Origin of the sequence: Pseudomonas sp. Root329 (genome assembly GCF_001424925.1) — a bacterium.
GTDB classification, from domain to species: domain Bacteria; phylum Pseudomonadota; class Gammaproteobacteria; order Pseudomonadales; family Pseudomonadaceae; genus Aquipseudomonas; species Aquipseudomonas arabinosi.
In genome coordinates this window covers 127,159-152,044 of sequence record NZ_LMCV01000051.1, presented here as the reverse complement: position 1 = coordinate 152,044, position 24,886 = coordinate 127,159, and the positions used below count along the sequence as shown (strand labels likewise).

Genomic DNA, 24,886 nt, shown 5'->3' with positions numbered 1-24,886 from the left:
AGTTTCTCCTGCGAAAAATTGTTGTTGGTATCAGGGGCAATCAGTACTGACGGGCCTTCGCCAGTCGTTCATTCAGGGTCTTGGCCACTGCATCGGTGCGGGCGCTGGTGGAGACTTGCGCCACGCCGACCCGCCACCACGACAGGTATTTGTGAATCATGGTTTTGGGCAGGACCTTGATGTCGATCAGCGTCGACACGGTCTGCAATCGCGCATCGGCCAATGCCGCGTTCAGTTCTTCGACCGTGTTCACCTTGTAGGTTTTGCAGCCATAGGCCGCCGCGCTCATGGCGAAATCCACCGGCACGAAACCACCGTCGAGCTTGCCGGTTTCCGGGTTGCGGAACCGGAACTCGGTGCCGAAGCTGTCCATGCCGTGTTCCATCTGCAGGTTGTTGATGCAACCGAAGGTCATGTTGTCGAGCAACACCACGTTGATCTTGCGGCGCTCCTGAATCGAGGTCGCCAGTTCGGAATGCAGCATCATGTAAGAGCCGTCACCGACCAGCGCATAGACCTCGCGATCCGGCTCGGCGAGTTTCACGCCCAGTGCGGCGTTGACCTCGTAACCCATGCAGGAATAGCCGTACTCGACGTGATAGGTGTTCACGCCCTTGCTGCGCCAGCTGCGCTGCAAGTCACCGGGCAGACTGCCGGCGGCGGCGACGATCACGGCGTCATCGGCCAGGGTTTCATTGAGCACGCCGAGCACGCGGCTCTGGGTCAGGCAGGAACCGGTCAGCTCGATGAATTCGCGCAGCACCGCCGGGTCCATGTGGTCGTTGATTTCCGGGATGAAGTCTTTGCTCTGGTATTCGACCTGATAGATGCGGTCGACTTCCTCGTCCAGTTGCGCCTTGGCCTGTCGCGGTTGATCACCCCACGCAGAACGGTAATCGCCCAAGGCTTCAGCCAACGCTTGCAAGCCGACTTTGGCGTCCGCCAACAGTTGCACGCCGTCGAGCTTCAATGCATCGCAGGGGCTGATGTTCAGATTGAGAAATTGCACGTCCGGGTGCTGAAACAGGGATTTCGACGCGGTGGTGAAATCGCTGTAGCGGGTGCCGACACCGATGATCAGATCCGCGTCTTTGGCCAACAGGTTCGCGGCCAGGCAACCGGTTTCGCCAATGCCGCCAACGTTCAGCGGGTGACTGGACACCACCGCACTCTTGCCGGCCTGGGTTTCGGCGAAGGGAATATCGAAGCGCTCGGCAAACGCCTGCAATGCCGCATTGGCGCCGGAGTATCTGACCCCACCACCGCAAATGATCAGCGGTTTGCGCTTGCCTTTGAACAGCGCCAGCGCATCACCCAGCATCGCTTCAGTCGCCGGACGACGTTCGATGCGATGCACGCGTTTTTGCAGGAAGTAATCGGGGTAGTCGTAGGCCTCGGCTTGCACGTCTTGCGGCAAGGCCAGGGTTACCGCGCCGGTTTCGGCAGGATCGGTGAGCACGCGCATGGCGTGGATCGCAGCCGTCATGAGTTGCTCGGGACGGTTGATGCGGTCCCAGTATTTGCTCGCGGCCTTGAACGCGTCGTTGGTGCTGATGCTCAGGTCGTGGAACTGCTCGATCTGTTGCAACACCGGGTCCGGCTGGCGGCAGGCATAGACATCGCCGGGCAACAGCAGCAAGGGAATGCGGTTGGCGGTCGCCGTCGCGGCGGCGGTCAGCATGTTCGCTGCGCCTGGGCCTACCGATGAGGAGCAGGCGTAGATCTTGCGCCGCAGGTGTTGCTTGGCGAAACCGATGGCCGCGTGGGCCATGCCTTGCTCGTTGCGACCTTGATGGACGATCAGGTCGCCGCTGTCCTGCTCCAGGGCCTGGCCCAGGCCCAGCACGTTGCCGTGACCGAAAATGGTAAAGATCCCGGCGACGAATTTGCTTTGAACCCCATCGACCTCGATGTACTGGTTATCGAGGAATTTCACCAGGGCCTGGGCCATGGTCAGTCTTGTTGTAGTCATGCTTGCACCTTCCTTTGAAGCTAATCCGGTACTTGCTGTGGAATGCGATCACTGTGGGAGCGGGCTTGCTCGCGAAAGCGGAGTGTCTGGCGACTTCAATGTTGAATGTGTCGCCCTCTTCGCGAGCAAGCCCGCTCCCACAGTTGATCTCCATCAGTTCATAAGTGTTGTCAGGCCAGGGATTTTTGCAGGTGATCCATGCTCGCGCCGATCGCCTGCTGGATGTCCGCCAGGCCATGGACGCTGTCGGCAAACGGTTCGAACGACAGGTAGCCGCTGTAACCGCTGCTGAGCAAGGTGTCGATTTGCGCCGCGTTGCCGAGGATGTCGCCCTCGCCCACCAGCACCCGGTGGCCATCGCGAATGCTCGCCAACGGTGCCTCGGCATCCTCGACACCGGAGATGTGCACCAGCCCGGTCAGCTCGGGGAAGAACTCATGTTCGCTGGCCAGGTGATGGTGAAAGGTGTCGTGAACCAGACGGAACACATCCAGCCCGCCGATGGCTTTGATCGCGTCCACTGCCGTGCGTTTACGGCGCAGCGAGCATTCTTCGAAACCCAACGGCTCGATGAAGCCGAGGATGCCGTGTTCGCGCAGGATCGGCGCCAGTTCAGTCAACGCCGTGCGCAGACCCGAAGCGCGTGCGGCCTCGTTACGCAGGTCGGCACGGTCGTTGAGCGGACACATGACCAACCCCTGTGCGCCGCAATCACGGGCATAAGCGGCCAGCTCCAAGGCGTGTGCTCGACGCTCGTCATTCCACACATCAAACGGATACAGCGCGTTGATCGACAGCACCGTAATGCCTTTGGCGGCACACAACTCACGGACGCGCTCGGGTGCGGTGCCGTCTTCGATCTCGATGCCTTTAAGGTCGTTGCGAATTTCGATGGCGTCGGCCTTGAGGGTCACCGCCAGCTCGATGAACGCCGGCAGGGACAAACGTGGGGCGACCATACGGTTCAGGGCGAAACGCAGGGGTTTGCTCATTATTGTTGTTCTCCGCACAGGTGAATTAGTTGGCCGTCGGCATGCTGAATTCAGGGCCCTTGGCAATGCTGTCAGGCCAGCGCTGCATCACGCTTTTGTAGCGACTGTAGAAGCGGATGCCTTCTTCGCCGTAAGCGTGGTGATCGCCGAACAGCGAGCGTTTCCAGCCGCCGAAAGAGTGCCAGGCCATCGGCACCGGAATTGGCACGTTGATGCCGACCATGCCTACCTTGATCGTGCGAGCGAAGGCTCGGGCGATGCCGCCGTCGCGGGTGAAACAGGACACGCCGTTGCCGAACTCGTGGGCGTTGATCAACGCGACGGCACTGGCGAAGTCCGGGACCCGAACGATGCCCAGCACCGGGCCGAAAATTTCCTGTTGGTAGATGCTCATCTCGGTCGTGACGTTGTCGAACAGCGTGGCGCCGACGAAGAAGCCGTTCTCGGCGCCCGGCACCTTGAAGTGGCGGCCATCAACGATCAGCTGCGCGCCCTGGGCCACGCCTTCATCGATGAAACCTTCGACTTTGGCCTTGTGCTCGGCGGTCACCAGCGGCCCCATGTCGCTGTCGCCCTTCAGGCCGTTGCCGACTTTCAGTTGATCGATACGCGGCAGCAGTTTGGCAATCAGTTGGTCGCCGACATCGCCCACCGCCACGGCAATCGAAATTGCCATGCAGCGCTCGCCGGCCGAGCCGTAAGCGGCACCGATCAAGGCATCCGCCGCTTGATCCAGATCCGCATCAGGCATGACGATCATGTGATTTTTCGCCCCACCCAGCGCCTGCACGCGCTTGCCGCGGGAGGTGGCTTGCTGGTGGATGTACTCGGCAATCGGTGTCGAGCCGACAAAGGAAATCGCCTCGATGTCCGGGTGTTGCAGCAACGCGTCGACGGCGGTCTTGTCGCCCTGAACCACGTTGAACACACCGTCTGGCAAACCGGCTTCGCTCAACAGTCGGGCCATCAGCACACTGGCGGACGGGTCGCGCTCGGACGGCTTGAGGATGAAGCAGTTACCGGTGATCAGCGCCAGCGGGATCATCCACAGCGGCACCATCACCGGGAAGTTGAACGGCGTCACGCCGGCACACACACCCAGCGGCTGACGCAGGTTCCAGTTATCGATGCCGCCGCCGATGTTGTCGCTGAATTCGGTTTTCAGCAGGTTCGGCGCACCGCAGGCGTACTCGACGATTTCGATGCCCCGGGTGACTTCGCCCTTGGCGTCCGAAAACACCTTGCCGTGTTCGCGACTGATGATTTCTGCCAGCTCATCGTGATGTTGGTCGAGCAATTCCTTGAACTTGAACATCACCCGCGAACGGCGCAGGGACGATTGTTCGGACCAGGCCGGAAACGCTTTCAGGGCCGAGGCGACGGCTTCGTCTACGGTCTTCTGGCTGGCCAGCCCGACGCGCGCCTGGACGCTGCCGGTGGCCGGGTTGAAGACGTTGCTGAACCGTTCGCTGCTGCTGTCTTGCACTTGACCGTGGATGTAATGGCCGATGATCGGGGCGTTGCTCATTGATCGTGTTCTCCGTGCAGAGGTTGGAATTCAGGCTTTTTAGTTCAGAGATCAAGCAGCCAGCTGTGCTGCGGATCGTTATGGAACTGCCAGACACGTTTCGGGCCGGCCATCACGTTCAGGTAATACGACTCGTAGCCGTACGGCACGCTGACCGGGTGGTAACCCTTGGGCACGACCACGAGGTCGCTGTTTTCCACAGCCATGGCCTGATCGATGCTGCGATCGTCGGTGTAGACCCGCTGGAACACGAAGCCCTGGGGCGGGTTGATCTGGTGGTAGTAGGTTTCTTCGAGAAAACTCTGGTGCGGCAAATCGTCGGTGTCGTGCTTGTGCGGCGGGTAGCTCGACGAGTGACCCGAAGGCGTGCGCACTTCCACCACCAGCAGCGAATGGGCCGGCTCGGTGTCCGGCAGAATGTCGCAGACGTAACGGGTGTTGGCGCCTTTACCGCGCACGCTGCGCTTCATGGTGTCGGGCTTGATCAGCCGTGGGCCGAGGCCGTTGCTCGTTGAACCGGGCGCGGCGCACACGGCGATTTGCACATCGCTGAGCGCGACCACTTGCGCCTGACTGCCGGGTGGCAAGTACGCGGCGAACGGGGATTTGTCTTCGAACACCGACTGACGATCACCGATGTTGTCCCAGTCGAACGCACCCTGCCCCGGCGCTTCACCCTTGAGGCTGACCCGACCGCTGAGCAGCACCAGACACAGTTCTTTATCACCGGCCGACACCGGCAGGGTTTCGCCCAGGCTCAAGCGGTAAGCGGCGAAGCCGACGTATTCCAGCTCACCTTTACCCAGCTCGACCATGGTCCGGCCACGGGCGTTGCTTTTGACCAGCAGGCTCATAATGCAGTCCTCTCGTCGAGCAGCGCACGCAAGGTGTCGTAGCCTTTTTTGGCGTAGACATAACTCGGTGCCACCGCTGGGTCCTGCTCGGCTTCGACCACCAGCCAGCCGTGGTAATCGGCCGCCAGCAGCACGTCGAGCAAGGCGCCGAAATCGAGGTCGCCATCGCCGGGCACGGTGAACGTGCCGTTGATGATGCAGTCCGGGAAGCTCCACAGGTTGTTGCGGGCCAGTTGCACCACCGGTTTGCGCACGTCCTTGAAATGCACGTGGCAGATGCGTTCGATGTGTTTGCGCAGCACCTGCAACGGTTCGCCGCCGCCCATGTAGCAATGGCCCGAATCGAACAGCAGGCCGACTTCACTGCCGGTCAACGCCATCAACTTGTCGATGTCAGCCGGGGATTCGACGTACGCGCCCATGTGGTGGTGATAGGCCAGGCGCACGCCTTGGGACAGGGTGAAGCGCGCCAGTTCAGTGAGCTTGTCGGCGTATTCCTGCCAGGCGTGTTCGGTGTGGAAACGCGGGCGTTCAACCAGCGGAATGCGCTGGCCTTGAATGGAGTCAGCGACTTCACCGTACACCAGCACCTTGGCGCCGTTCTTCGCCAACAGCTCGACATGGCTGCCGATGGCGTCGATTTCTTCGGCCACCGAGCGACGGGCCAGACGACTGGAATACCAGCCGGACACCAGCGCCAGGTTGTAAGGGCGCAGTACATCGCCGACACCCTTGGCGTCTTTGGGGAATTTGCCGTTGAGCTCGAAACCTTCGTAGCCGATTTCCTTGCCTTCACTCAGGGCGGTGCTCAGCGGCGTCTCCCCACCGAGGGATGGCAGGTCGTCGTTGCTCCAGGAGATCGGGTTGATGCCAATTCGAATAGCGGGCATGGCTGCACCTTTTATTGTTTTACACAAATCAGTAAGACCGGCACGGAACCCCTGTGGGAGCGGGCTTGCTCGCGAAGAGGCCGGCACATTCAACATGTTTGTCGCCTGACACACCGCTTTCGCGAGCAAGCCCGCTCCCACATTGGTACTGCGGTGTTACGTCAGGCCCGGGCTGTGCGCCAGGCATCGATCAGTTCGACGAACGTGCCTTGCACCTGACGGATCAGCGCCTCATCGTCGATTTCACCGGCCATCCACGCGCGGCTCGGTTCCTGGAAAATCGTCCGGCCGACTGCAAACCCGCGGCAAGTCTGGCTCTGGCTGGCTTGTTGAAACCCTTCGGCCAGTGCCGCTGCCGGTGCATTCAGCCCCAGCAACACCACGCCTCGGCAGTACGGATCACGCTCTTGAATCAACTCGTCGAGTTGCTTCCACTCTTCGGCACTCTGCGCTTCGATCTTCCACCACGCCGGGTAAATGCCCAGGTTGTAGAGGCGTTTGAGGGCGCGATACAGCACGTCCGGATGGGGCGACGGATGATCCTTGGGCGGGATGATTTCCAGCAGCAGCTCATGACCGCTGACTTGGGATGCCTGATACAAACCCTTGATTTGCGCTTCCTGTTCCAGACGCAGCAGCGGCTCGTCGTCGGGGTGGAATTGCACCAGGCACTTGATGATTTGTTCCTGCGGCCAGGCGATCAGGTTGCTGCCGATGGAGCGCCCATGTTCGAAGGCCAATGGCCGCGAACCCTGCACTTCCACCGGACGCGCCACCCACCAGCCGCGGCCGGTGGCGGCGTTCAGCGAGTCCTGGCCAAAACGTTGATCGGCCAGCAGTCCGACATCGGCCTCGATGCCTTGCTTGCGCAAATCGGCTTCGACCCGTTCCACAGCCTTGATAAACAGTTGCTTGAGTTCGCCGATGGCGTTCAGGTCGCGACCGCCCTTCTGCGCCAGTTCCACCAGTTGCCCGCGATGGTCGAAAGCAAAAATGAACAGCTGCTTCCACTGTTTGCGCGGCACGCTGACCTGATGCAAACGCTGCAACACCACGTCCTGATCCGGCCGGGTAATCGGCACCGGGCTGTTAAACAGATAATCGAGTTCGGCGCGGGTCGGCATGGCCGGGGCGCAGGCATGGCGCGACACCACCAGACCGCCGCAGGCATTGGCCAACTGGCAGCAGCGCTCGTCGCTCGCATCCTCCAGCCAGCCGGCGAGGAAACCCGACATGAACGCATCGCCGGCGCCCAGCACATTCAACACTTCCACCCGAACGCCGGGGTAAATGGCGCCGTCCTCGAGACGTTCCGGGATCACCCCGTGAATCACCGTGCAGCCTTGCGGACCGAGCTTGACCACCAGGGTCGCCGCGCTCAGGCGCCGCACATTACGCAGAGCGGTGAGCAAATCCTCGGAGCCACCGGCAATCAGGAATTCTTCTTCCGTACCGACGATCAAATCGAAACGCGGGAGAATTTTCTGCACATGCTGGCTGACGTTTTGGTCGGCGACAAAGCGGGTTTCGCCGTCGGCCTTGCCAGCCAGGCCCCAGAGCACCGGGCGATAGTCGATGTCCAGCACCCGTTTGACGTTGTGCTTCTCGGCGTAATCCAGCGCCTGGATGCTCGCCTTGTAGACGCCGTCGGTGGAGAAATGGGTGCCGGTGATCAGCAAGGCTTTGCTGGAGGCAATGAAGGCTTCGCTGATGTCTTCGGCCCGCAGCGCCATGTCGGCGCAGTTTTCGCGGTAGAAGACCAAGGGAAAGGTTTCTCGATCCTTGAGGCCCAGCAGGACCATGGCAGTCAGGCGCTCCGGATCGACCTTGATGCCGCTGACGTCGCAACCTTCGCGGGTCAGGGATTCCACCAGGAAGCGGCCCATGTGGTCGTCCCCTACCCGGCTCAGCATCGCCGATTTCAGACCCAGCCGAGCCGTGCCGAAGGCGATGTTGGCGGACGATCCACCGAGGTATTTGGCGAAGCTAGAAACATCTTCCAACCGCGCCCCGACTTGCTGCGCATAGAGGTCGACGCCTAGGCGCCCCAGGCAAATCAGATCCAATTGACGCCCACTGGCAAAACGAGTCTGGCCCATGCTGGCTCCTGTTATTTTTATCAGCCTGCGTTCGGGGCGATGGCCGCGCCGAACACTCTTGGTGGATGCAGACTAAAACGTCCGGGACCGAACAATCAATAATTATTCTAAATATTTTTTACGTGGAATATTTTTTCCAATAAACTTTGGTACAGGCGTTCCAGAGGCAGTGCATCGTTTCAGCACACCTCGTACTGACCGCAAGCTCAAGATTTTATTCCGGCCTACCCTGTAGACTGCGCACAGCCAACCTATTGTCAGGGGATGACGCCATCCGTCCTCCCTATAAGAACAAGCCAGAAGGATTCCTTATGACCCGCACCGATCAGCCGGCGACGACCGAGAGCACGCCCGACAGCGATCTCGCCAGCCCCCCGATCAACGCCGAGCGTCTGCTGCAGCTGATCACCAACGAATACGAAAGCCTGCCGCGCCAGCTCAAACGCATCGCCAGTTACATGAGCCAGCAGAGCGACCGGATCATGGTCGACCGCATCAGCGACATCGCCCGCGAGTGCGAAGTGCACCCGTCGGCGATCGTGCGGTTTTCCCAGCGCTTCGGGTTCAGCGGTTTTAGCGAAATGCAGGCGCTGTTCCGCGAGGCCTACACCCACAAGACCACGCCGGTGCAGAACTACCAGCAGCGCATTCGCAGCATGATTGCCAACAAGTCGCAGAAGGCCAGCGGCGGCGACCTGGCGCGCGAGTGCATCGATGCGACCCTGTCGGGCATCGAACGGCTGGGACTGGAACTCGATGATCAGGCCTTCGACAAGGCCGTGGATCTGGTGGTGAATGCCGACAATATCTACGTGGTCGGCGTGCGTCGCTCATTCGCGGTGGCCGACTACCTGGTCTACAACCTGCAACACACCAACAAGCGTATCCACCTGGTCTCGGGGCTCGGCGGCAGCTACCGCGAGCAGATGCGCAGCGTGCGCGCCAATGACCTGGTGATCGCCATCAGCTTCACGCCCTATGGCAAGGAAACCCAGCACTGCCTGCGCATTGCCCAGCACCATCAGGCAAAAACCCTGATCATCACCGACAGCAACCTCTCGCCTCTGGCAAAGCGCGCCAACACTGTGCTGCTGGTCAACGAAGGCAGTTCGTTTGCCTTCCGCTCATTGAGTGCGACGCTGTGCCTGTGCCAGGCGCTGTTTATCGCCGTGGCCTATCGGCTGGAATTGAAGGTCGATGAGATTCACGAGCAGGTCGGCTTCGAAGATTAGCGCCACGCCGTTTGCAGCTCGCTGAAGCTAAACTAAGGTTGTCCATCCCGAAATGGACATCTGAAGGAGCGGTTCAATGAAGCTGATCGGCATGCTGGATTCGCCGTACGTGCGGCGCGTCGCCATCTCTGCCAAACACCTTGGCATCCCACTGGAACATCAGTCGGTTTCGGTGTTTCGGCATTTCGAGCAATTCCAGCAGATCAACCCGGTGGTCAAGGCGCCCACCCTGGTGCTCGACGACGGCGAGGTGTTGATCGACTCGACGTTGATCCTCGACTACCTCGAAGCCTTGGCCGGTCCTGGCAACAGCCTGATGCCCAGCGATCTCGCTCAACGCCTGCGCTCATTGCGCCTGATCGGCCTGGCGTTGGCGGCATGCGAAAAGTCAGTGCAGCTTTACTACGAACGCAACCTGCGGCCGGCGAATATTCAATTTGAACCGTGGGTGGAGCGGGTCGAAGGGCAACTGGCGGCCGCCTATTCGGCGCTGGAGCGCGAGCTGGAAATGCAGCCGTTGAAGACTGACGGGACGATTGCTCAAGACGGGATTACGTTGGCGGTGGCGTGGAGTTTTACCCATCTGGTGGTGCCGGATCAGGTGGATGTGAATCGGTTTCCACAGATCAGTGCGTTTACCGAATATGCCGAGGGGCTTGAGGTGTTTGTCAGTACACCGATCGAATAGATGGATTGAGGGCGCCTAATCTGGCCCCTTCGCGAGCAAGCCCGCTCCCACAGTTGATCTCCAGTGCTCGGAGATTCTGCATCCACCGCAGGAAAAATGTGGGAGCGGGCTTGCTCGCGAAGAGGCAGTCACATTCAACATCTAGGTGGCTGCCAGTACGCTCAAACAAAAACGCCGCTTCCACCAAAGGCAGAAGCGGCAGAGGCTAGTGCCCCAGCGTAAGTCAGTGCATGAACAGGGCGATCAGGATGATGATCGGAATCGGTACGCCGAGAAAGAACAGCAGTAATGAGCGCATGGTAGTTCTCCTGGGTTAGCGGACAGGCAGTGAAGTGGTGGTCACGTAAGCGTCGGATTCCAGATACACCACGGCATCCCGACGACGGCCGCCAAAGGTTGCCGCGAGGCTGGCGAAAAACGCACCGATCAGCAGCGCAATGAACATCCACAGCGAAGTCCAGGCAGCGACTTTGGCGGCGGTGTCGGCGGCTTGTTGGGCGGCGAGTTTGGCGTCGGCCACGGCTTTTTGCGTGCGGGCATACACTTCATCAACGCGACGTTCCGCGTCCGCTTGAGTGAGGTTGGTCCGTTGGGCGACCAGTTGCGCCAGGTAGGTGCGATCTTCGGCAGCCAGTTGCCCGTCGTTGCTCAGGCTACGCACGAAGATGCGCGTCACGGTGCCACGAACGGCATCATCACTGACCGCCGCCGGGCGATCATCGCGGAACAGGCTGTCGACGAAGTAACCGTACGGGTCACTGTCAGTGTTGCCGACAGCCGTGCCGGCTGCTTGAGTCGCGGCACTCGCGGCGCCGCCAACCACGCTCGCCCCGGCCTGCACGCCACCGCTGACGATGCTGCTGACCGAGCCGACCACCAGCGTCGCCGTCACCAGCGTCGCCACGCACCAAGCCAGGAAACCATGGGCGGTGTCACGGAAATAAACCTCATCACCGTGCATGTTCGCCCACTTCACCCGCAGACGACCGGCGATGTAACCACCAAGCCCGGACGCCACGATTTGCGTAGCGGCCAGCCAGACAATCGTTGAAATGCCCAGGCCCTTGGCGCTCACCCCTTCATTGGCCCACGGCGATACCGCCGAAAAACCCAGGCCAAAGCCGAGCAACACGAGGATCAGCGACAACGCTGCCGCCGCAGCGGCCCCCGCGAAGATCGCCCCCCAGGACACGCCAGAGAGCGTGCTCGTTTCTTCGAAGGCAGGATAGAAACCATCAGAGGATCTATTCATTGTTATATCGCTCCAGGCAGGAAAGATGGTGTTACAACTCTTCAACGGAGGAATTGCAGTCACCGTGCCAGTCGCCAACTTTAAATAAATCGCGGTTTTTCAATACGTTATAAAGTTTGAACTTCCAATGGCCTTGCAATTTGCAAGAAGCCGTCTGTAGCGGCGGGTTTTATGCATTGACCGGGATTAGTGTTTTCAATGGAAAAATCAAAAGATCGCATGAAGTTTTATTTAGAAAGCCTGCCATCATTTCTTGGCAAAATGCCGCTCAACATTGAGTACTCCTAATCAGGCCCGCCCTATGACCCGCATCTTGACCATCGAAGACGACGCCGTGACCGCCCGGGAAATCGTCGCCGAACTGAGCAGCCACGGCCTCGACGTGGATTGGGTCGACAACGGCCGCGAAGGTCTGGCGCGCGCGGTCAGCGGCAACTACGACTTGATCACCCTCGACCGCATGCTGCCCGAGCTCGATGGTCTGGCGATTGTCACCACGTTGCGGACCATGGGCGTGGCCACGCCGATTCTGATGATCAGCGCCCTCTCCGACGTCGATGAGCGTGTGCGCGGCTTGCGCGCGGGCGGTGACGATTACCTGACCAAACCGTTCGCCACCGATGAAATGGCCGCCCGGGTCGAAGTCCTGCTGCGCCGGCAGAACACCGTGACCGCCCAGGCCACCACGTTGCGGGTGGCGGATCTGGAGCTGAACCTGATCAGCCATGAAGCCAGCCGCGACGGTCAGCTGCTGACGCTGTTGCCCACCGAGTACAAGCTGCTGGAATTCCTGATGCGCAACACCGGGCAGATTCTGTCGCGAATGATGATTTTCGAAGAGGTCTGGGGCTACCACTTCGACCCCGGCACCAACCTGATCGACGTGCACATCGGCCGGCTGCGCAAGAAGATCGACCCACCCGGCAATCTCCCATTGATCCGGACCGTGCGAGGCTCGGGTTATGTCATTGCCGAACCCGTCTAAAGGCTGGCGTTCCTCCAGCAGCCGACTGCTGGCGCTCTACAGTTCGCTGTTCGTGCTCTGGAGCGGCATTCTCATGGGGGTCATGTACTACGAGGTGTCCGATTACCTGGACAACCTGGCCAAACACTCGCTGATGCAGCGCCAGCATTTGTTTTCGCGCTTTCAAGGCGAACAACTGATGGACGCCCTCGCCGTCAGCATGACCTTCGACATTCGCGGTATCGACGCCTATGGCCTGTTCGATGGTCAGCATCGCTACCTCAATGGCGCCCTGCAGCACATTCCCGAAGGCCTGCCGCTGGACGGCAAGATTCACATGCTCAGCGACTGCGCCGACTCCGACGACCCGACCCTGCCCGCTGACAGCTGCGACGCCGTGGCGACCCAGACCCGGGATGGACGCTGGCTGGTGCTGGTGCGCGACAACGGTTCGTTATTCGCCGTGACCCGGATCATCCTCCACGCGTTGTTCTGGGGCGTGACCCTGACGATCCTGCCGGGCATCGCCGGCTGGCACTTGTTGCGCCGCCGCCCCTTACGGCGTATTCGCGGGATTCAGGCCAGCGCCGAGGCCATCGTCGCCGGTGACCTGACCCGCCGCCTGCCATTGTCCAATCGCCGCGATGAGCTGGACATGCTCGCCGCCATCGTCAACGCCATGCTCGAACGTATTGAACGCTTGATGAACGAGGTCAAGGGCGTCTGCGACAACATCGCCCACGACCTGCGCACGCCGCTGACGCGCCTGCGGGCGCAGCTGTACCGGATTCAGCAACAGGCTGATGAAGGTTCGACGCTGGCGGTGCAACTGGACTCAGTGCTCGGTGAAGCAGACACCCTGATGGCGCGCTTTCGAGGGTTGCTGCGGATTTCCGAGCTGGAAGATCGTCAGCGGCGTTCGGGTTTTGTGCAGCTGGATCCGGTGCCGTTGTTGCAAGAGCTGCACGACTTTTATCTGCCGTTGGCGGAAGAAGGCGAACTGGTTTTCAAGCTGCAACTGCCTGACGTCTTGCCGCCACTGAATGGCGACCGCGCGTTGCTGTTCGAAGCGGTGGCGAACCTGCTGAGCAACTCGATCAAGTTCACGCCGCCGGGTGGCGAGGTGATTTTGCGGGGGGGCAATGAGGGTGGACGTACGCGGATCGAAGTGCTCGATTCGGGTCCGGGCATTCCGATGGCCGAACGAGAGGCGGTGTTCCAGCGTTTCTATCGTGCTGACGGCGGCAACCAGAAAAGCGGGTTCGGGTTGGGGCTGTCGATCGTTGCGGCGATTGTCAGCTTGCATGGGTTTGCGCTTGAGGTGGGCACCAGTGAACTCGGCGGTGCGCGGTTAGTGCTCGACTGCCGGCAGAGTTTGATTCCCCCCGCTTGATCGTCCCACGTCGGGGCGTTGATCGTTCCCACGCTCCGCGTGGGAATGCAGCCCGGGACGCTCCGCGTCCCTTTCGAGAGCTGGAACGCGGAGCGTCCCTTGAGGCATTCCCACGCAGAGCGTGGGAACGATCATGCTCGGAGCGAGGGAACGATCATACCAAGCCCACCACCCCTTCTTCATGCATCTGCCGCAACAACATCGCCCCACTTTCCATAAACTCCGGCGACCCAGCCATCCCCGCCTCCACCGCCAATCCCTCCAGCTGCTTACGCCCGTCCAGTTGAGGAAATTCCTCAATCCGCTGCAACAACCGCCACGCCAACGGGCTCAGGGCAGAAAACTTCACACTCCAGTCTTCAGCCCGACGCACCAGCAACAATGTCGGCTGAGCCGGCGCTGCCTCCGGTTGATAATCCGGCCCCACCAACTGCACCGGCCAGGCATACGCCAGCGGCCAGGCCAGTGGCGAAACCTGCAACGGTCGGTCCAGCAACAACCCGGCATCGCTCAGCGGCAACGGTTCGGCCTCGGACTGCTGCAACGCCATCTCGATCCACTCGTAATGCGCCAGTTCCACCATGAACGGCGGCCACCGCCCTTCGGCCAACGCTTGCGGTTCCGAGGCCAGGAACTCGACAAACTCCTTGGCGATCTCGCCGAATTTTGGCGTGTGCGCGCGGTAGTCGCGCAGGAAAATCCGTACCAGTGAACGCCAGTGTTCATCACCGAGAATCTTGATCAGCACCGGAAAAGTCCCGCTGAGCAACGACGACAGGTTCGCGAAAATCAGGTCTCGGTAAACCTGCGCCCGACTCACGTCCATCCCGGCCGGTGGCGCGCAATGATCGGGATCGCGCAGGTAAAGGCCCAGGGTGTTTTGCTGCTGAAACAGACTCGGCTTATCCACGGCTCACCCCCTCGGTTTGCAGGCGGCGAATGGTCTGCAACTCGGCCAGCAGTTCGGAAAATGCCGGAAAGTTGAAATCCCGTTCCAGCAGCGTCGGTTGCGCGCCGAATCGAGCGTAAGCCTCAGCCAGCAACGACCAGACCACCGGTTTGACCGAAGCGCCGTGGGTGTCGATTTTCAAGGTGTCGGACTCATCGAAATGCCCGGCCACGTGCATGGCCACCACCCGGCCCGAATCGATGCCGGCCAGAAAGGTCTGCGGATCGAAACCGTGATTGATCGAGTTGACGTAGACGTTGTTGACGTCCAGCAGCAGGTCGCAATCGGCTTCGCGCAGCACCGCGTTGGTGAAGGTCACCTCGTCCATGTCTTGCTGTGGCGCGGCATAGTAGGAGACGTTTTCCACCGCCAGACGCCGACCAAGAATGTCCTGGGCCTGGCGAATTCGCGCGGCGACGTGATGCACCGCTTCTTCGGTAAAGGGCAACGGCAGCAGGTCGTAAAGGTGACCGTCATCGCTGCAGTAGCTCAAGTGTTCGCTGTACAGCGGCACGTTGTAGTGATCGAGGAAAACCCGGACTTCCTGCAGAAACCCAACGTCCAGCGGGGCCGGACCGCCCAAAGACAGGGACAAGCCATGACAGGACAACGGATAACGCTCGGCCAGGGCACGCAACGCATGCCCATGAGCACCACCGATACCGATCCAGTTCTCCGGTGCGACTTCCAGAAAATCGAAATCGCCCACGCGGGCGGCTTGAAGGTCTTTCATTAAACCGCGACGCAAACCGAGCCCGACGGTCGCCTTCGCTAAGAGGGTGGGAGTTTGCATGATGTCGATCTCAATGATTGTCAGAACGGAATCACAGGGGTCTGTACACACTGTGGTACAGACCCGCCGTTGCGCGTTAAGCCAGGTCGTACTTCTCGCGTACCAGATGGCCAATGCCGATGCGATCCAGCACGCTCATCGGGCACAGGAACGTCACGCGGACGGTGCCCGGCAAGCGGCTGATGTCGATCGAGCCGGTGATGGTCGCGCGGTTGAGCACTTCGTCGTACGGCAGACCGGTGACCAAGGCGGCGCGTTTCAAGCCGTTCTCTACCGCGACGTTTAGGTTCTCGCCGCTGCCGATAAAGGTGATCGGCCCGCTCTGCTCAATGTCGTGCTGGCCCCAGCGCTCGCCCAGCTCACGGACTTTCTGCCGCTGCTGGGCATTCATCGGCCGGGCCATGGGCGGCAAGTCGTCGAGGTTTTGCAGCAGGATCGGTCCTTCCAGCGTCAGGTGCTTCACCACTTCCACCACCACTTCGGTTTCCCCGGAGCAGTCGGTGGCATGCCCGGCGATCTCGCCGTTGCCCTGCTGGGCGTGCATGTCGCCCATGTACACGCCGGCGCCTGGCACCTTGACCGGGCAGATCAACACGCAGCCCTCGCGGATCGAGTTGGTGTCCATGTGGCCGTCAGTCTTGGCCGCGTGCAGTTCTTCGCGGGTCATGCCGAAACGGTGCGGCGCGCCGATCAGGTACTGGCCGAAATCGGCGCAGTTGTGGGAGTCGGGCAAATCACGGGACGGCGTGGTGCCGATGTTGCCGAGGAACGGCCGCATGTGCGCCGCCACACCGGGGATGTCGGCGCGCGCCAGGGACAGGATCGAATGTTGCGCGGCGAATTCCGGCAGCGCCGACATCTCGGCTGCGTTACCGGCCAGTTGATTGGCGACGTCCTGATTGACGGTCAGGCTGACCTGATTCTGCGCATCGAACACGATCACGTAGCCGTGGCTGAAGCGAAACGCGCTGACCTCGGCGCCACAGGTGTTACAGCGAATCGCGTCTTCGCCAATGCCTTCGACATGGCTGGCCGGGTGTTCGGTACCGCACTTGGCGCAGAATTTGGAAACGAACGGATCGCCGTTGTAGCGACCTTCAACGAATTTCATCACCCCGGACGAGGTGGCAAGTGAGGTGACGCGCATGCTTTTGATCTTGATCGCCACCGCGTCGCCGATTTCCGCACCGGCAATGGCCACCGGTTGCGTCACTTCGTGGCCACCCTCGAAGGCCGGCGTGATCATCGGCCCCCAGCAGCCCGGCGGTGTGCCGGTGATCAGGGTGCCGCCGTCGGCCAGTGGCCCGAGCATCGGCTGGCTTGGGCCGATGATGCCGCTGGTGTATTGGTCGACGCGCAGGCGATTGACGGGTGTGGGTTTCAAGTCGGTTTCAGGCAGGAGCGTGGTCATTGTTATCCCCTTCACGGTGTATAGGGTGCCAAATGGCCTACGCAGTTCATCGCAGGTTTGTATCTCGCCTGTGTTCGGCTGGGCCCTGGTATTGGGGGGAACTGTATCGAGACGGCGGTTGGATACAGTCGGATACACACCACCAATCCCTGTGGGAGTCAGAGAAATGTAACTTTCGTCGCTCAAGGCAGCGGTGCACGCCCCCCGGACTAAACTTAGTGCACGCAGGGCGTGCTTATCGTCCTGTTCATTCCCACGACCACCGTCCAGAGGTGAACGCCTCGAAAAACAAGGCCTCCGGACTGTGATCCTGCTGAAGGAGCACACGTGATGGACGAGGCCAGAATCAATGATTTCATGGGCAAACTGGTGAGCGACATGGGCGGCGCGGCGATGCTCGCCAACGTCATCCTCGGCGAAGAGCTCGGACTGTACCGGGCCATGGCCGACAGTCAGCCAGTCACCCCTGAAACCCTCGCTGAAAAAACCGGCTGCAACCCCCGCCTGATACGCGAATGGCTCAGCGCCCACGCCGCTTCCGGTTACATGGAACACCGCGACGGCCAGTTCCGGCTGCCCGAAGAGCAGGCCATGGCATTGGCGATCGAAGACTCACCGGTCTATATCGCGGGTGGCATCGGGGTGGTCGCATCGTTTTTCCATGACAAGGACAAACTGGTCAACGCCATGCGCGGCGACGGAGCCCTCGCCTGGGGCGATCACCATCCGTGCATGTTCAGTGGCACGGAGCGGTTCTTCCGGCCAGGTTACAAAGCGCATCTGGTCGCCGAATGGCTACCAGCGCTCGAAGGTGTGGTCGCCAAACTGGAGGCTGGCGCCAAGGTGGCGGATATCGGCTGCGGCCACGGCGCATCCACCGTGATCATGGCCCAGTCGTTTCCGGATTCGCGGTTCGTCGGTTTCGACTACCACGCGCCCTCCGTCACCGTCGCCACCCAGCGCGCCGAAGAAGGTGGCGTGGCCGGGCGTGCGCGGTTCTTCCAGGGCACGGCAAAAAGCTTCCCCGGCGATGACTATGACCTGGTCTGCTACTTCGACTGCCTGCACGACATGGGCGACCCGGTGGGCGCGGCGCGGCACGCTTATGACGCACTAAAACCGGACGGCACGGTGCTGCTGGTAGAACCGTTCGCCAATGACTCGCTCGACGACAACGTCAACCCGGTTGGCCGCTTGTTCTACGCCGCCTCGACCTTCATCTGCACCCCGAACTCGCTGTCCCAGGAAGTCGGCCTCGGGCTCGGTGCCCAGGCTGGCGAGGCCCGGCTGCGCAAGGTCTTCACCGAGGCGGGGTTCAAGACGTTCCGGCGGGCCACGGAAACACCGTTCAACCTGATTCTGGAGGCGCGTAAGTAAACACCGTTGACGGCCTATTGTAGGAGCTGCCGAAGGCTGCGATCTTTTGATCTTGATTTGGCGATGCTGAAATCGCTGACGATCAAAAGATCGCAGCCTGCGGCAGCTCCTACAGGTCCACCGGAGTGTTGAACATGCTCGACAGCCTCATCCGCGAACAACTCGACCGCCTTCAGCAGCTAATGACGGACCAGCCGTTTTTGGTCCTGACCGGCGCCGGCATCAGCACTCCGTCGGGCATTCCGGATTACCGCGACAACCAGGGCGTGCGGCGTGGCCGGCAACCGATGATGTATCAGGAATTCCTCTCCGCCCCCGAATCCCGACGGCGCTATTGGGCGCGGGCGATGCTCGGTTGGCCGCGGGTGCGCCAGGCCCAGCCGAACGTGGCCCACGAGGCCTTGGCCAGTTTGCAAAGTTCGCAGCAGATCAGCGGGCTGATCACTCAAAACGTCGACACCCTGCACGACCAGGCCGGCAGCCATGACGTCATCGAACTCCACGGCAGCCTGCACCGGGTGTTGTGCCTGGACTGCGGCAAGCGCAGCGAACGGGATTCGATCCAACAACTGATGGAGGCGCAGAACCCGTATCTGGCCGGCGTGGATGCGGTGCAAGCCCCGGACGGCGACACGCTGCTGGATGCGGCGTTTGAGGCGCGGTTTCAGGTGCCGCATTGCCCGCACTGCGCGGGTGAACGGATGAAGCCGGACGTGGTGTTTTTTGGCGAGAATGTGGCGCAGGCGACGGCGGCCAAAGCAATGGCCGCGGTCGAAAAGGCTGCGGGGTTGTTGGTCGTCGGGTCTTCGTTGATGGCGTATTCGGCGTTTCGGTTGTGCCGGGCGGTGGCGGATCAGGGGAAGCCGTTGATTGCGATTAATTTGGGGAAGACTCGGGCGGATGACCTCCTCGATCTCAAGATTGAGGCGTCATGCGAGCAGCTTTTGCCGTTGCTGGCTCAACACCTGACCACTTAAGAACTGACAAAACCACAACCTTGTGGGAGCGGGCTTGCTCGCGAAGAGGCCTGCACATTCAACATTAATGTTGACTGACAAACCGCTTTCGCGAGCAAGCCCGCTCCCACATTGGGCCTGTGTTTCATTGCGCAGATAAGCGCTGGCCGAGGTTTTCTTCTTTGAGGATGTCGAACAGCGCCTGCGCCGCCGCCGACAGTTCCACCCCAGGCTTCGTCAACACCCCAATAGCCCGCTCCACCACCGGATCGCGCAAGGTAATGCACCGCGCACCCAGTTCCAGCATCTGCCCGACACACAACGCCGGCACCGCACTCACCCCCAATCCACTGGCAACCATCCTTCCGACTGTCGCCAACTGATGGCTTTCAAACTCCACCGGCAATTTCATCCCACGCGCCTGCAAGTGCTCTTCGAGCATCACTCGAACCGTCGACGGACGCTGCAAGGTAATGAACGGTTCCTTGAGCAAGGTCTGCCAATCGATGTCTTCCCGTTCGGCAAAAGGAGAATCTTTCGGCACCACCGCAACGAAACGATCCATGTACAACGGCGTGAATGCCAGTGACGAACTCTGACTCGGTTCAAATGCCACCCCCAGCTCAACCTGCCGGTCACGCACCATCTCCAGCACCTGCTCGTTGATCACGTCATTCACCGTGACGTTGACCTTGGGATAGCGCGCGCGGAAGGTTTTCAGGATCGGCGGCAGCAGGTTGCCGGCAAATGAGGGCATCGCCGCCAAGGTCACGCGACCGCGCTGGAGGGTAAAGCGTTGGCGCAGCTCATCCTCGGCGTTGTCCCAGTCGGCAATCAGACGACGCGCCAGTGGCACCAGCGATTCTCCCTCCGCGGTCAACGCCACATTACGCGTGTTGCGGGTGAACAGGCGCCCGCCCAGCCCCTCCTCCAGTGCCTTGATGGTCAGGCTCAAGGCCGATTGCGACAGGTGCAACCGCTCGCAGGCCACGGCAAAACTCAAACTCTGGGCCACGGCCAGGAATGCGCGGATCTGCTTGACTGTCATGACCACTGGCTCCAACGTAGTACAGATGATTGATTGGTGAGTTTTATCTATCAATCAACCTTAAAAATCAACTTAACAAATGAATACTGCGGCGAGACACTCCATCCCCATACGGCTAGCCAGCCGCCCACAAAGAATAAAAGAGGTGCATATGGCAGGTTTCGACAAGCGCGTGAGTTCCTACGAGGAAGCCCTTGCAGGTCTTGAAGACGGCATGACCGTGATCGCCGGCGGCTTTGGCCTGTGCGGGATCCCGGAAAACCTCATCGCCGAGATCAAGCGCAAAGGCACACGCGACCTCACCGTGGTTTCCAACAACTGCGGCGTTGACGGTTTCGGCCTTGGCGTGTTGCTGGAAGACCGGCAGATCAGCAAAGTGGTGGCCTCCTACGTTGGTGAGAACAAACTGTTCGAAGACCAACTGCTGAAAGGCGAAATCGAAGTGGTCCTGACCCCTCAAGGCACCCTCGCCGAAAAAATGCGCGCTGGCGGCGCCGGCATCCCCGCGTTCTTCACCGCCACCGGCGTCGGCACTCCCGTTGCCGACGGCAAGGAAGTCCGCGAATTCCATGGCCGCCAGTACCTGATGGAAGAATCCATCACCGGTGACTTCGCCATCGTCAAAGGCTGGAAAGCCGACCACTTCGGCAACGTCATCTACCGCCACACCGCCCAGAACTTCAATCCGCTGGCCGCCACTGCCGGCAAGATTACCGTGGTCGAAGTCGAAGAAATCGTCGAACCCGGCGAGCTGGACCCGGCGCAGATCCACACCCCTGGCATCTACGTCGACCGGGTCATTTGCGGCACGTTCGAGAAGCGCATCGAACAGCGCACCGTGCGTAAGTGATCCCCTGCCCCCGGACCGAATGAAGGAATAACAACAATGGCACTTTCCCGCGAACAAATGGCTCAACGCGTCGCCCGCGAAATGCAGGACGGCTTCTACGTGAACCTGGGCATCGGCATTCCGACCCTGGTCGCCAACTACATTCCTGAAGGCATGGAAGTCATGCTGCAGTCGGAAAACGGCCTGCTCGGCATGGGCCCCTTTCCTACTGAAGAAACCATCGATGCCGACATGATCAACGCCGGCAAACAAACCGTGACCGCACGTATCGGCGCGTCGATCTTTTCCTCGGCCGAGTCCTTCGCGATGATCCGCGGTGGTCATGTCGACCTGACCGTGCTGGGCGCCTTTGAAGTAGACGTGCAAGGCAACATCGCCTCGTGGATGATTCCCGGCAAACTGGTCAAGGGCATGGGCGGCGCCATGGACCTGGTGGCCGGCGCAGATAACATCATCGTCATCATGACCCACGCGTCCAAGGACGGTGAGTCCAAGCTCCTGTCCAAATGCAGCCTGCCGCTGACCGGTGCCGGGTGCATCAAGCGTGTGCTGACCGACCTGGCTTACCTGGAAATCGAAAACGGCGCGTTCATTCTCAAGGAACGCGCACCGGGCGTCAGCGTCGAGGAGATTGTCGCCAAGACCGCCGGTAAACTGATCGTGCCGGATCACGTTCCGGAAATGCAGTTCGCTGCCCAGTGAGGAATCATTCCATGCAAGAAGTCGTCATTGTCGCCGCCACCCGTACCGCCATCGGCAGTTTCCAGGGTGCCCTGGCCAACGTGTCCGCGGTTGACCTCGGTGCTGCGGTGATCCGTCAGCTGCTGGCGCAAACCGGTCTGGACGTTGCTGAAGTCGATGAAGTGATCATGGGCCAGGTGTTGACCGCCGGCGCCGGGCAAAACCCTGCGCGCCAGTCCGCGATCAAGGCCGGCCTGCCCTTCACCGTGCCTGCGATGACCCTGAACAAGGTCTGCGGTTCGGGCCTCAAAGCGCTGCATCTGGCCACTCAGGCGATTCGCTGCGGCGATGCCGACGTGATCATTGCCGGCGGCCAGGAAAACATGAGCCTGTCCAATTACGTCATGCCCGGTGCCCGCACCGGTCTGCGCATGGGTCACGCGCAAATCGTCGACACCATGATCAGCGACGGCCTGTGGGATGCGTTCAACGATTACCACATGGGCATTACCGCCGAGAACCTGGCCGAGAAGTACAGCCTGACTCGCGAGCAACAAGACGCCTTCGCCGCGGCCTCGCAGCAGAAAGCCACGGCCGCCATCGAAGCCGGGCGTTTTGCCGATGAGATCACGCCGATCCTGATTCCTCAGCGCAAGGGCGATCCGCTGTCCTTCGCCACCGATGAACAGCCGCGTGCCGGCACCACCGCTGAAGCGCTGGGCAAACTGAAACCGGCCTTCAAAAAGGACGGTTCGGTGACTGCCGGTAACGCCTCGTCCCTGAACGACGGTGCCGCCGCCGTAATCCTGATGAGCGCGGAAAAGGCCAAGGCCCTCGGCCTGCCCGTGCTGGCGAAAATCGCGGCTTACGCCAATGCGGGCGTTGACCCGGCGATCATGGGCATCGGCCCGGTCAGCGCGACTCGTCGTTGCCTGGACAAGGCCGGCTGGTCCATCGACCAACTGGACCTGATCGAAGCCAACGAAGCCTTCGCTGCGCAATCTCTGGCGGTGGCCAAGGATCTGGAATGGGACCTGAACAAAGTCAACGTCAACGGCGGCGCTATCGCCCTGGGCCACCCGATCGGTGCGTCGGGTTGCCGGGTGCTGGTGACTCTGCTGCATGAAATGATCAAGCGTGACGCCAAGAAAGGCCTCGCCACCCTATGCATCGGTGGTGGTCAGGGCGTGGCACTGGCGATCGAACGGGCGTAAAGCGTTCAACAGACGGCGCGGGGACCCACGAATATCCGTTCGCCGTCTGGCAATACACCCGGTGCGACTCACGTCGCACCGGGTTCTTTTTGTCTGGTCGTCAGGCAAATTTCACCAGATTCAGCACCGGCAGCGGACCACCTGGAAACTGCACCAGCCGAGCGCCGACGCTCAATTCCCCCAGATCAATCCCGAAGAAGCCCAGCTGTTCGATCAGCGCCGCCACTTGAGCTTTCGCATCGGCATCATCACCCGAGAGAAACAGCACCCGCCGACCGCCCTCCGCCGTCGGATCGCTTTCCAGAAACCGCGCCTGAAGGTGATTGAACGCCTTCACCACCCGCGCACCGGGCACCCATTCGGCAAACACTTCACTGGACATTCGCCCCTGCAAATCCACCGCCTTGAACGACGGCGCCTCGATTGAGTTGTTGGCATCGATGACAATCCGTCCGCCAAAATCCGGCAGGCCGGCGAGCGCGGTCGGCAACTTCGACCAGTTGACCGCGACCAAAACGATGGCTTGTGCGGCGGCCTCCTCGCGGGTTCCGGCACGCGCCGTTGGCCCGAGTTCTTCCACCAGCGAGGCCAGGCTTTGCGGGCCACGGCTGTTGGCGATAACCACTTCAATGCCTTGACGCGACAGTGCTCTGGCAAAAGCTGCGCCGATTGCGCCGGCGCCGATGATTCCGATGGTGCTCATGGTTGTTCACTCCGAGGGTTGTCGTTGGCGTGAATACTGCGCTTGCCATTAGTGTTTGATTAGCGGGTAATGCCTTGAATGATCTTCAAGCATGACTAGCAGGTGCCCGCCATGGAAACCCTCGCCAACCTCGAATCTTTCGTCCGCAGCGCGGAGACCGGCAGTTTTTCCGCCGCCGCACGGGTGCTCGCGCTGACCCCTGCCGCTGTCAGCCGCAACGTAGCGATGCTCGAACGCAACATCGGCGTGCGGCTGTTCCAGCGCTCGACCCGCAAGCTGTCCCTGACCGAAGCCGGGGAACGCTTTCTGACGAGTATCGGCGGCAATCTGGAAGCGTTGCAGACCGCGATCAGCACGGTAAGCAGCGACCAAGGCGAGCCGGCGGGCGCGCTCAAAGTCAGTCTGGCGCCGACATTTGGCATCGGTCATGTCTTGCCGCTGCTGCCGGCGTTCCTGGCGCGCTACCCGCTGATTCGCCCGGAATGGCACTTCGAAAACCGTCCTGTGGATTTGATTGCCGAAGGGTATGACGCGGCCATTGGCGGCGGCTTCAAGTTGACGCCCGGGGTGGTGTCGCGGACGTTGGCGGCGGCGCATGTGGTGGCGGTCGCCTCTCCCGCCTACCTCGCAGGACGCAGCCTGCCCGACAGTCCGGCGGACCTGTCCGGACACACCGGCATTGTGATGCGCGGCACCCGAACCGGGAGGATTCGCCAATGGCTGATGCACGATGGCGCGGGCAACGAAGCACCGGCCAATCTGAATGAAAACATTGTGCTCAATGATCCGGCCGCGATGCGCGAAGCAGCGATACTCGGCCTGGGCGTGACGCTGCTGGTGTTGCCGGATGTGCTGGCGAATATCCAGCGTGGCGAACTGGTGCGCCTGCTGCCCGACTGGTACGCCGACGCGGGACCGATTTCGTTGTATTACCCGAGCCGGACGTTGATGCCGGCCAAGACCCGGGTGTTTATTGATTTTGTCGTTGAGGCGTTTCAGAGGGAGACCGCGTAATCGTTCTTCGCGAGCAGGCTCGCTCC

Annotated in this window: 22 protein-coding genes; 10 read left to right on the top strand and 12 right to left on the bottom strand. The window is 61.0% G+C overall.

What is annotated here, in order from left to right:
* Positions 1 to 40: 40 nt before the first annotated feature.
* The 6 genes from iolD to ASC74_RS30540 all read right to left on the bottom strand — a co-directional run bounded on the left by iolD (position 41) and on the right by ASC74_RS30540 (position 8,335).
* Positions 41 to 1,972: a 3D-(3,5/4)-trihydroxycyclohexane-1,2-dione acylhydrolase (decyclizing) gene (gene iolD, locus ASC74_RS30565; protein ID WP_056746718.1), complete on the bottom strand. Its 1,932-nt coding sequence runs from the start codon at positions 1,970 to 1,972 to the stop codon at positions 41 to 43.
* A 170-nt stretch (positions 1,973 to 2,142) separates the two neighbouring features.
* Positions 2,143 to 2,964 carry a TIM barrel protein gene (locus ASC74_RS30560; RefSeq protein WP_056746717.1) on the bottom strand — a complete coding sequence of 274 codons (822 nt, stop codon included), beginning with the start codon at positions 2,962 to 2,964 and terminating at the stop codon, positions 2,143 to 2,145.
* 25 nt (positions 2,965 to 2,989) lie between these two features.
* The gene (locus ASC74_RS30555; RefSeq protein WP_046049572.1) at positions 2,990 to 4,492 is read right to left on the bottom strand and encodes a CoA-acylating methylmalonate-semialdehyde dehydrogenase; all 1,503 of its coding nucleotides are present in this window, start codon (positions 4,490 to 4,492) and stop codon (positions 2,990 to 2,992) included.
* Positions 4,493 to 4,536: 44 nt separating this feature from the next.
* The gene (iolB, locus tag ASC74_RS30550) at positions 4,537 to 5,346 is read right to left on the bottom strand and encodes a 5-deoxy-glucuronate isomerase (RefSeq protein ID WP_056746715.1); all 810 of its coding nucleotides are present in this window, start codon (positions 5,344 to 5,346) and stop codon (positions 4,537 to 4,539) included.
* Positions 5,343 to 6,236 carry a myo-inosose-2 dehydratase gene (iolE, locus tag ASC74_RS30545; RefSeq protein ID WP_056746713.1) on the bottom strand — a complete coding sequence of 298 codons (894 nt, stop codon included), beginning with the start codon at positions 6,234 to 6,236 and terminating at the stop codon, positions 5,343 to 5,345. Before iolE ends, iolB begins: the two co-directional genes overlap by 4 nt.
* A 161-nt stretch (positions 6,237 to 6,397) precedes the next feature.
* The gene (locus tag ASC74_RS30540) at positions 6,398 to 8,335 is read right to left on the bottom strand and encodes a bifunctional 5-dehydro-2-deoxygluconokinase/5-dehydro-2-deoxyphosphogluconate aldolase (protein WP_056746711.1); all 1,938 of its coding nucleotides are present in this window, start codon (positions 8,333 to 8,335) and stop codon (positions 6,398 to 6,400) included.
* Between the two features lie 311 nt (positions 8,336 to 8,646).
* Here ASC74_RS30540 and ASC74_RS30535 point away from each other — a divergent pair, with 311 nt between their 5' ends.
* Positions 8,647 to 9,567, top strand: a complete 921-nt coding sequence (locus ASC74_RS30535; protein ID WP_046049576.1) for a MurR/RpiR family transcriptional regulator — start codon at positions 8,647 to 8,649, stop codon at positions 9,565 to 9,567.
* 76 nt (positions 9,568 to 9,643) lie between these two features.
* On the top strand, positions 9,644 to 10,255 hold the full coding sequence (locus ASC74_RS30530; RefSeq protein WP_056746710.1) for a glutathione S-transferase: 612 nt from the start codon (positions 9,644 to 9,646) through the stop codon (positions 10,253 to 10,255).
* A 313-nt stretch (positions 10,256 to 10,568) separates the two neighbouring features.
* Here ASC74_RS30530 and ASC74_RS30525 read toward each other — a convergent pair whose 3' ends face one another.
* Positions 10,569 to 11,507 carry a hypothetical protein gene (locus tag ASC74_RS30525; protein WP_056746708.1) on the bottom strand — a complete coding sequence of 313 codons (939 nt, stop codon included), beginning with the start codon at positions 11,505 to 11,507 and terminating at the stop codon, positions 10,569 to 10,571.
* A gap of 301 nt (positions 11,508 to 11,808) precedes the next feature.
* Here ASC74_RS30525 and ASC74_RS30520 point away from each other — a divergent pair, with 301 nt between their 5' ends.
* Together ASC74_RS30520 and ASC74_RS30515 are read left to right on the top strand one after the other, a co-directional pair.
* Complete coding sequence (locus tag ASC74_RS30520; RefSeq protein ID WP_008153872.1) at positions 11,809 to 12,492, top strand: response regulator transcription factor; 684 nt, start codon at positions 11,809 to 11,811, stop codon at positions 12,490 to 12,492.
* Complete coding sequence (locus ASC74_RS30515; protein ID WP_056746706.1) at positions 12,470 to 13,864, top strand: sensor histidine kinase; 1,395 nt, start codon at positions 12,470 to 12,472, stop codon at positions 13,862 to 13,864. The genes ASC74_RS30520 and ASC74_RS30515 overlap by 23 nt, the downstream gene beginning before the upstream one ends.
* A gap of 154 nt (positions 13,865 to 14,018) precedes the next feature.
* Here the strand turns inward: ASC74_RS30515 and ASC74_RS30510 are convergent, their stop codons facing one another.
* The 3 genes from ASC74_RS30510 to ASC74_RS30500 all read right to left on the bottom strand — a co-directional run bounded on the left by ASC74_RS30510 (position 14,019) and on the right by ASC74_RS30500 (position 17,017).
* Entirely contained in the window at positions 14,019 to 14,774 is a 756-nt protein-coding gene (locus tag ASC74_RS30510) for an HvfC family RiPP maturation protein (RefSeq protein ID WP_056746705.1), read from the bottom strand.
* On the bottom strand, positions 14,767 to 15,606 hold the full coding sequence (locus ASC74_RS30505) for an HvfB family MNIO-type RiPP peptide maturase (RefSeq protein ID WP_056746703.1): 840 nt from the start codon (positions 15,604 to 15,606) through the stop codon (positions 14,767 to 14,769). Before ASC74_RS30505 ends, ASC74_RS30510 begins: the two co-directional genes overlap by 8 nt.
* 76 nt (positions 15,607 to 15,682) lie before the next feature.
* Complete coding sequence (locus tag ASC74_RS30500) at positions 15,683 to 17,017, bottom strand: acetamidase/formamidase family protein (RefSeq protein ID WP_056746701.1); 1,335 nt, start codon at positions 17,015 to 17,017, stop codon at positions 15,683 to 15,685.
* Positions 17,018 to 17,347: 330 nt separating this feature from the next.
* Between ASC74_RS30500 and ASC74_RS30495 the strand changes: the two genes are divergently transcribed.
* Together ASC74_RS30495 and ASC74_RS30490 are read left to right on the top strand one after the other, a co-directional pair.
* Entirely contained in the window at positions 17,348 to 18,394 is a 1,047-nt protein-coding gene (locus ASC74_RS30495) for a class I SAM-dependent methyltransferase (protein WP_056746699.1), read from the top strand.
* A gap of 134 nt (positions 18,395 to 18,528) precedes the next feature.
* Entirely contained in the window at positions 18,529 to 19,371 is an 843-nt protein-coding gene (locus ASC74_RS30490; RefSeq protein WP_056746697.1) for an NAD-dependent protein deacetylase, read from the top strand.
* A gap of 124 nt (positions 19,372 to 19,495) precedes the next feature.
* Here ASC74_RS30490 and ASC74_RS30485 read toward each other — a convergent pair whose 3' ends face one another.
* The gene (locus tag ASC74_RS30485; protein ID WP_056746696.1) at positions 19,496 to 20,398 is read right to left on the bottom strand and encodes a LysR family transcriptional regulator; all 903 of its coding nucleotides are present in this window, start codon (positions 20,396 to 20,398) and stop codon (positions 19,496 to 19,498) included.
* A 151-nt stretch (positions 20,399 to 20,549) separates the two neighbouring features.
* On the opposite strand from ASC74_RS30485, the gene ASC74_RS30480 reads away from it, so the two are divergent.
* Genes ASC74_RS30480 through ASC74_RS30470 form a run of 3 tightly spaced genes read left to right on the top strand, consistent with a single transcriptional unit; the run spans position 20,550 to position 23,143 of the window.
* Complete coding sequence (locus tag ASC74_RS30480; RefSeq protein ID WP_045060543.1) at positions 20,550 to 21,248, top strand: CoA transferase subunit A; 699 nt, start codon at positions 20,550 to 20,552, stop codon at positions 21,246 to 21,248.
* Positions 21,249 to 21,284: 36 nt separating this feature from the next.
* Positions 21,285 to 21,950 (top strand): CoA transferase subunit B, encoded by a 666-nt coding sequence (locus tag ASC74_RS30475; RefSeq protein ID WP_010455523.1) that lies wholly within the window; start codon positions 21,285 to 21,287, stop codon positions 21,948 to 21,950.
* 11 nt (positions 21,951 to 21,961) lie between these two features.
* Complete coding sequence (locus ASC74_RS30470; RefSeq protein WP_056746694.1) at positions 21,962 to 23,143, top strand: acetyl-CoA C-acetyltransferase; 1,182 nt, start codon at positions 21,962 to 21,964, stop codon at positions 23,141 to 23,143.
* 100 nt (positions 23,144 to 23,243) lie between these two features.
* Here the strand turns inward: ASC74_RS30470 and ASC74_RS30465 are convergent, their stop codons facing one another.
* A complete protein-coding gene (locus tag ASC74_RS30465; RefSeq protein WP_056746692.1) occupies positions 23,244 to 23,846 on the bottom strand; it encodes an NADPH-dependent F420 reductase in 603 nt (200 codons plus the stop codon).
* A gap of 111 nt (positions 23,847 to 23,957) precedes the next feature.
* Here ASC74_RS30465 and ASC74_RS30460 point away from each other — a divergent pair, with 111 nt between their 5' ends.
* Complete coding sequence (locus tag ASC74_RS30460; protein WP_056746690.1) at positions 23,958 to 24,860, top strand: LysR family transcriptional regulator; 903 nt, start codon at positions 23,958 to 23,960, stop codon at positions 24,858 to 24,860.
* The last annotated feature ends 26 nt before the right edge of the window (positions 24,861 to 24,886 follow it).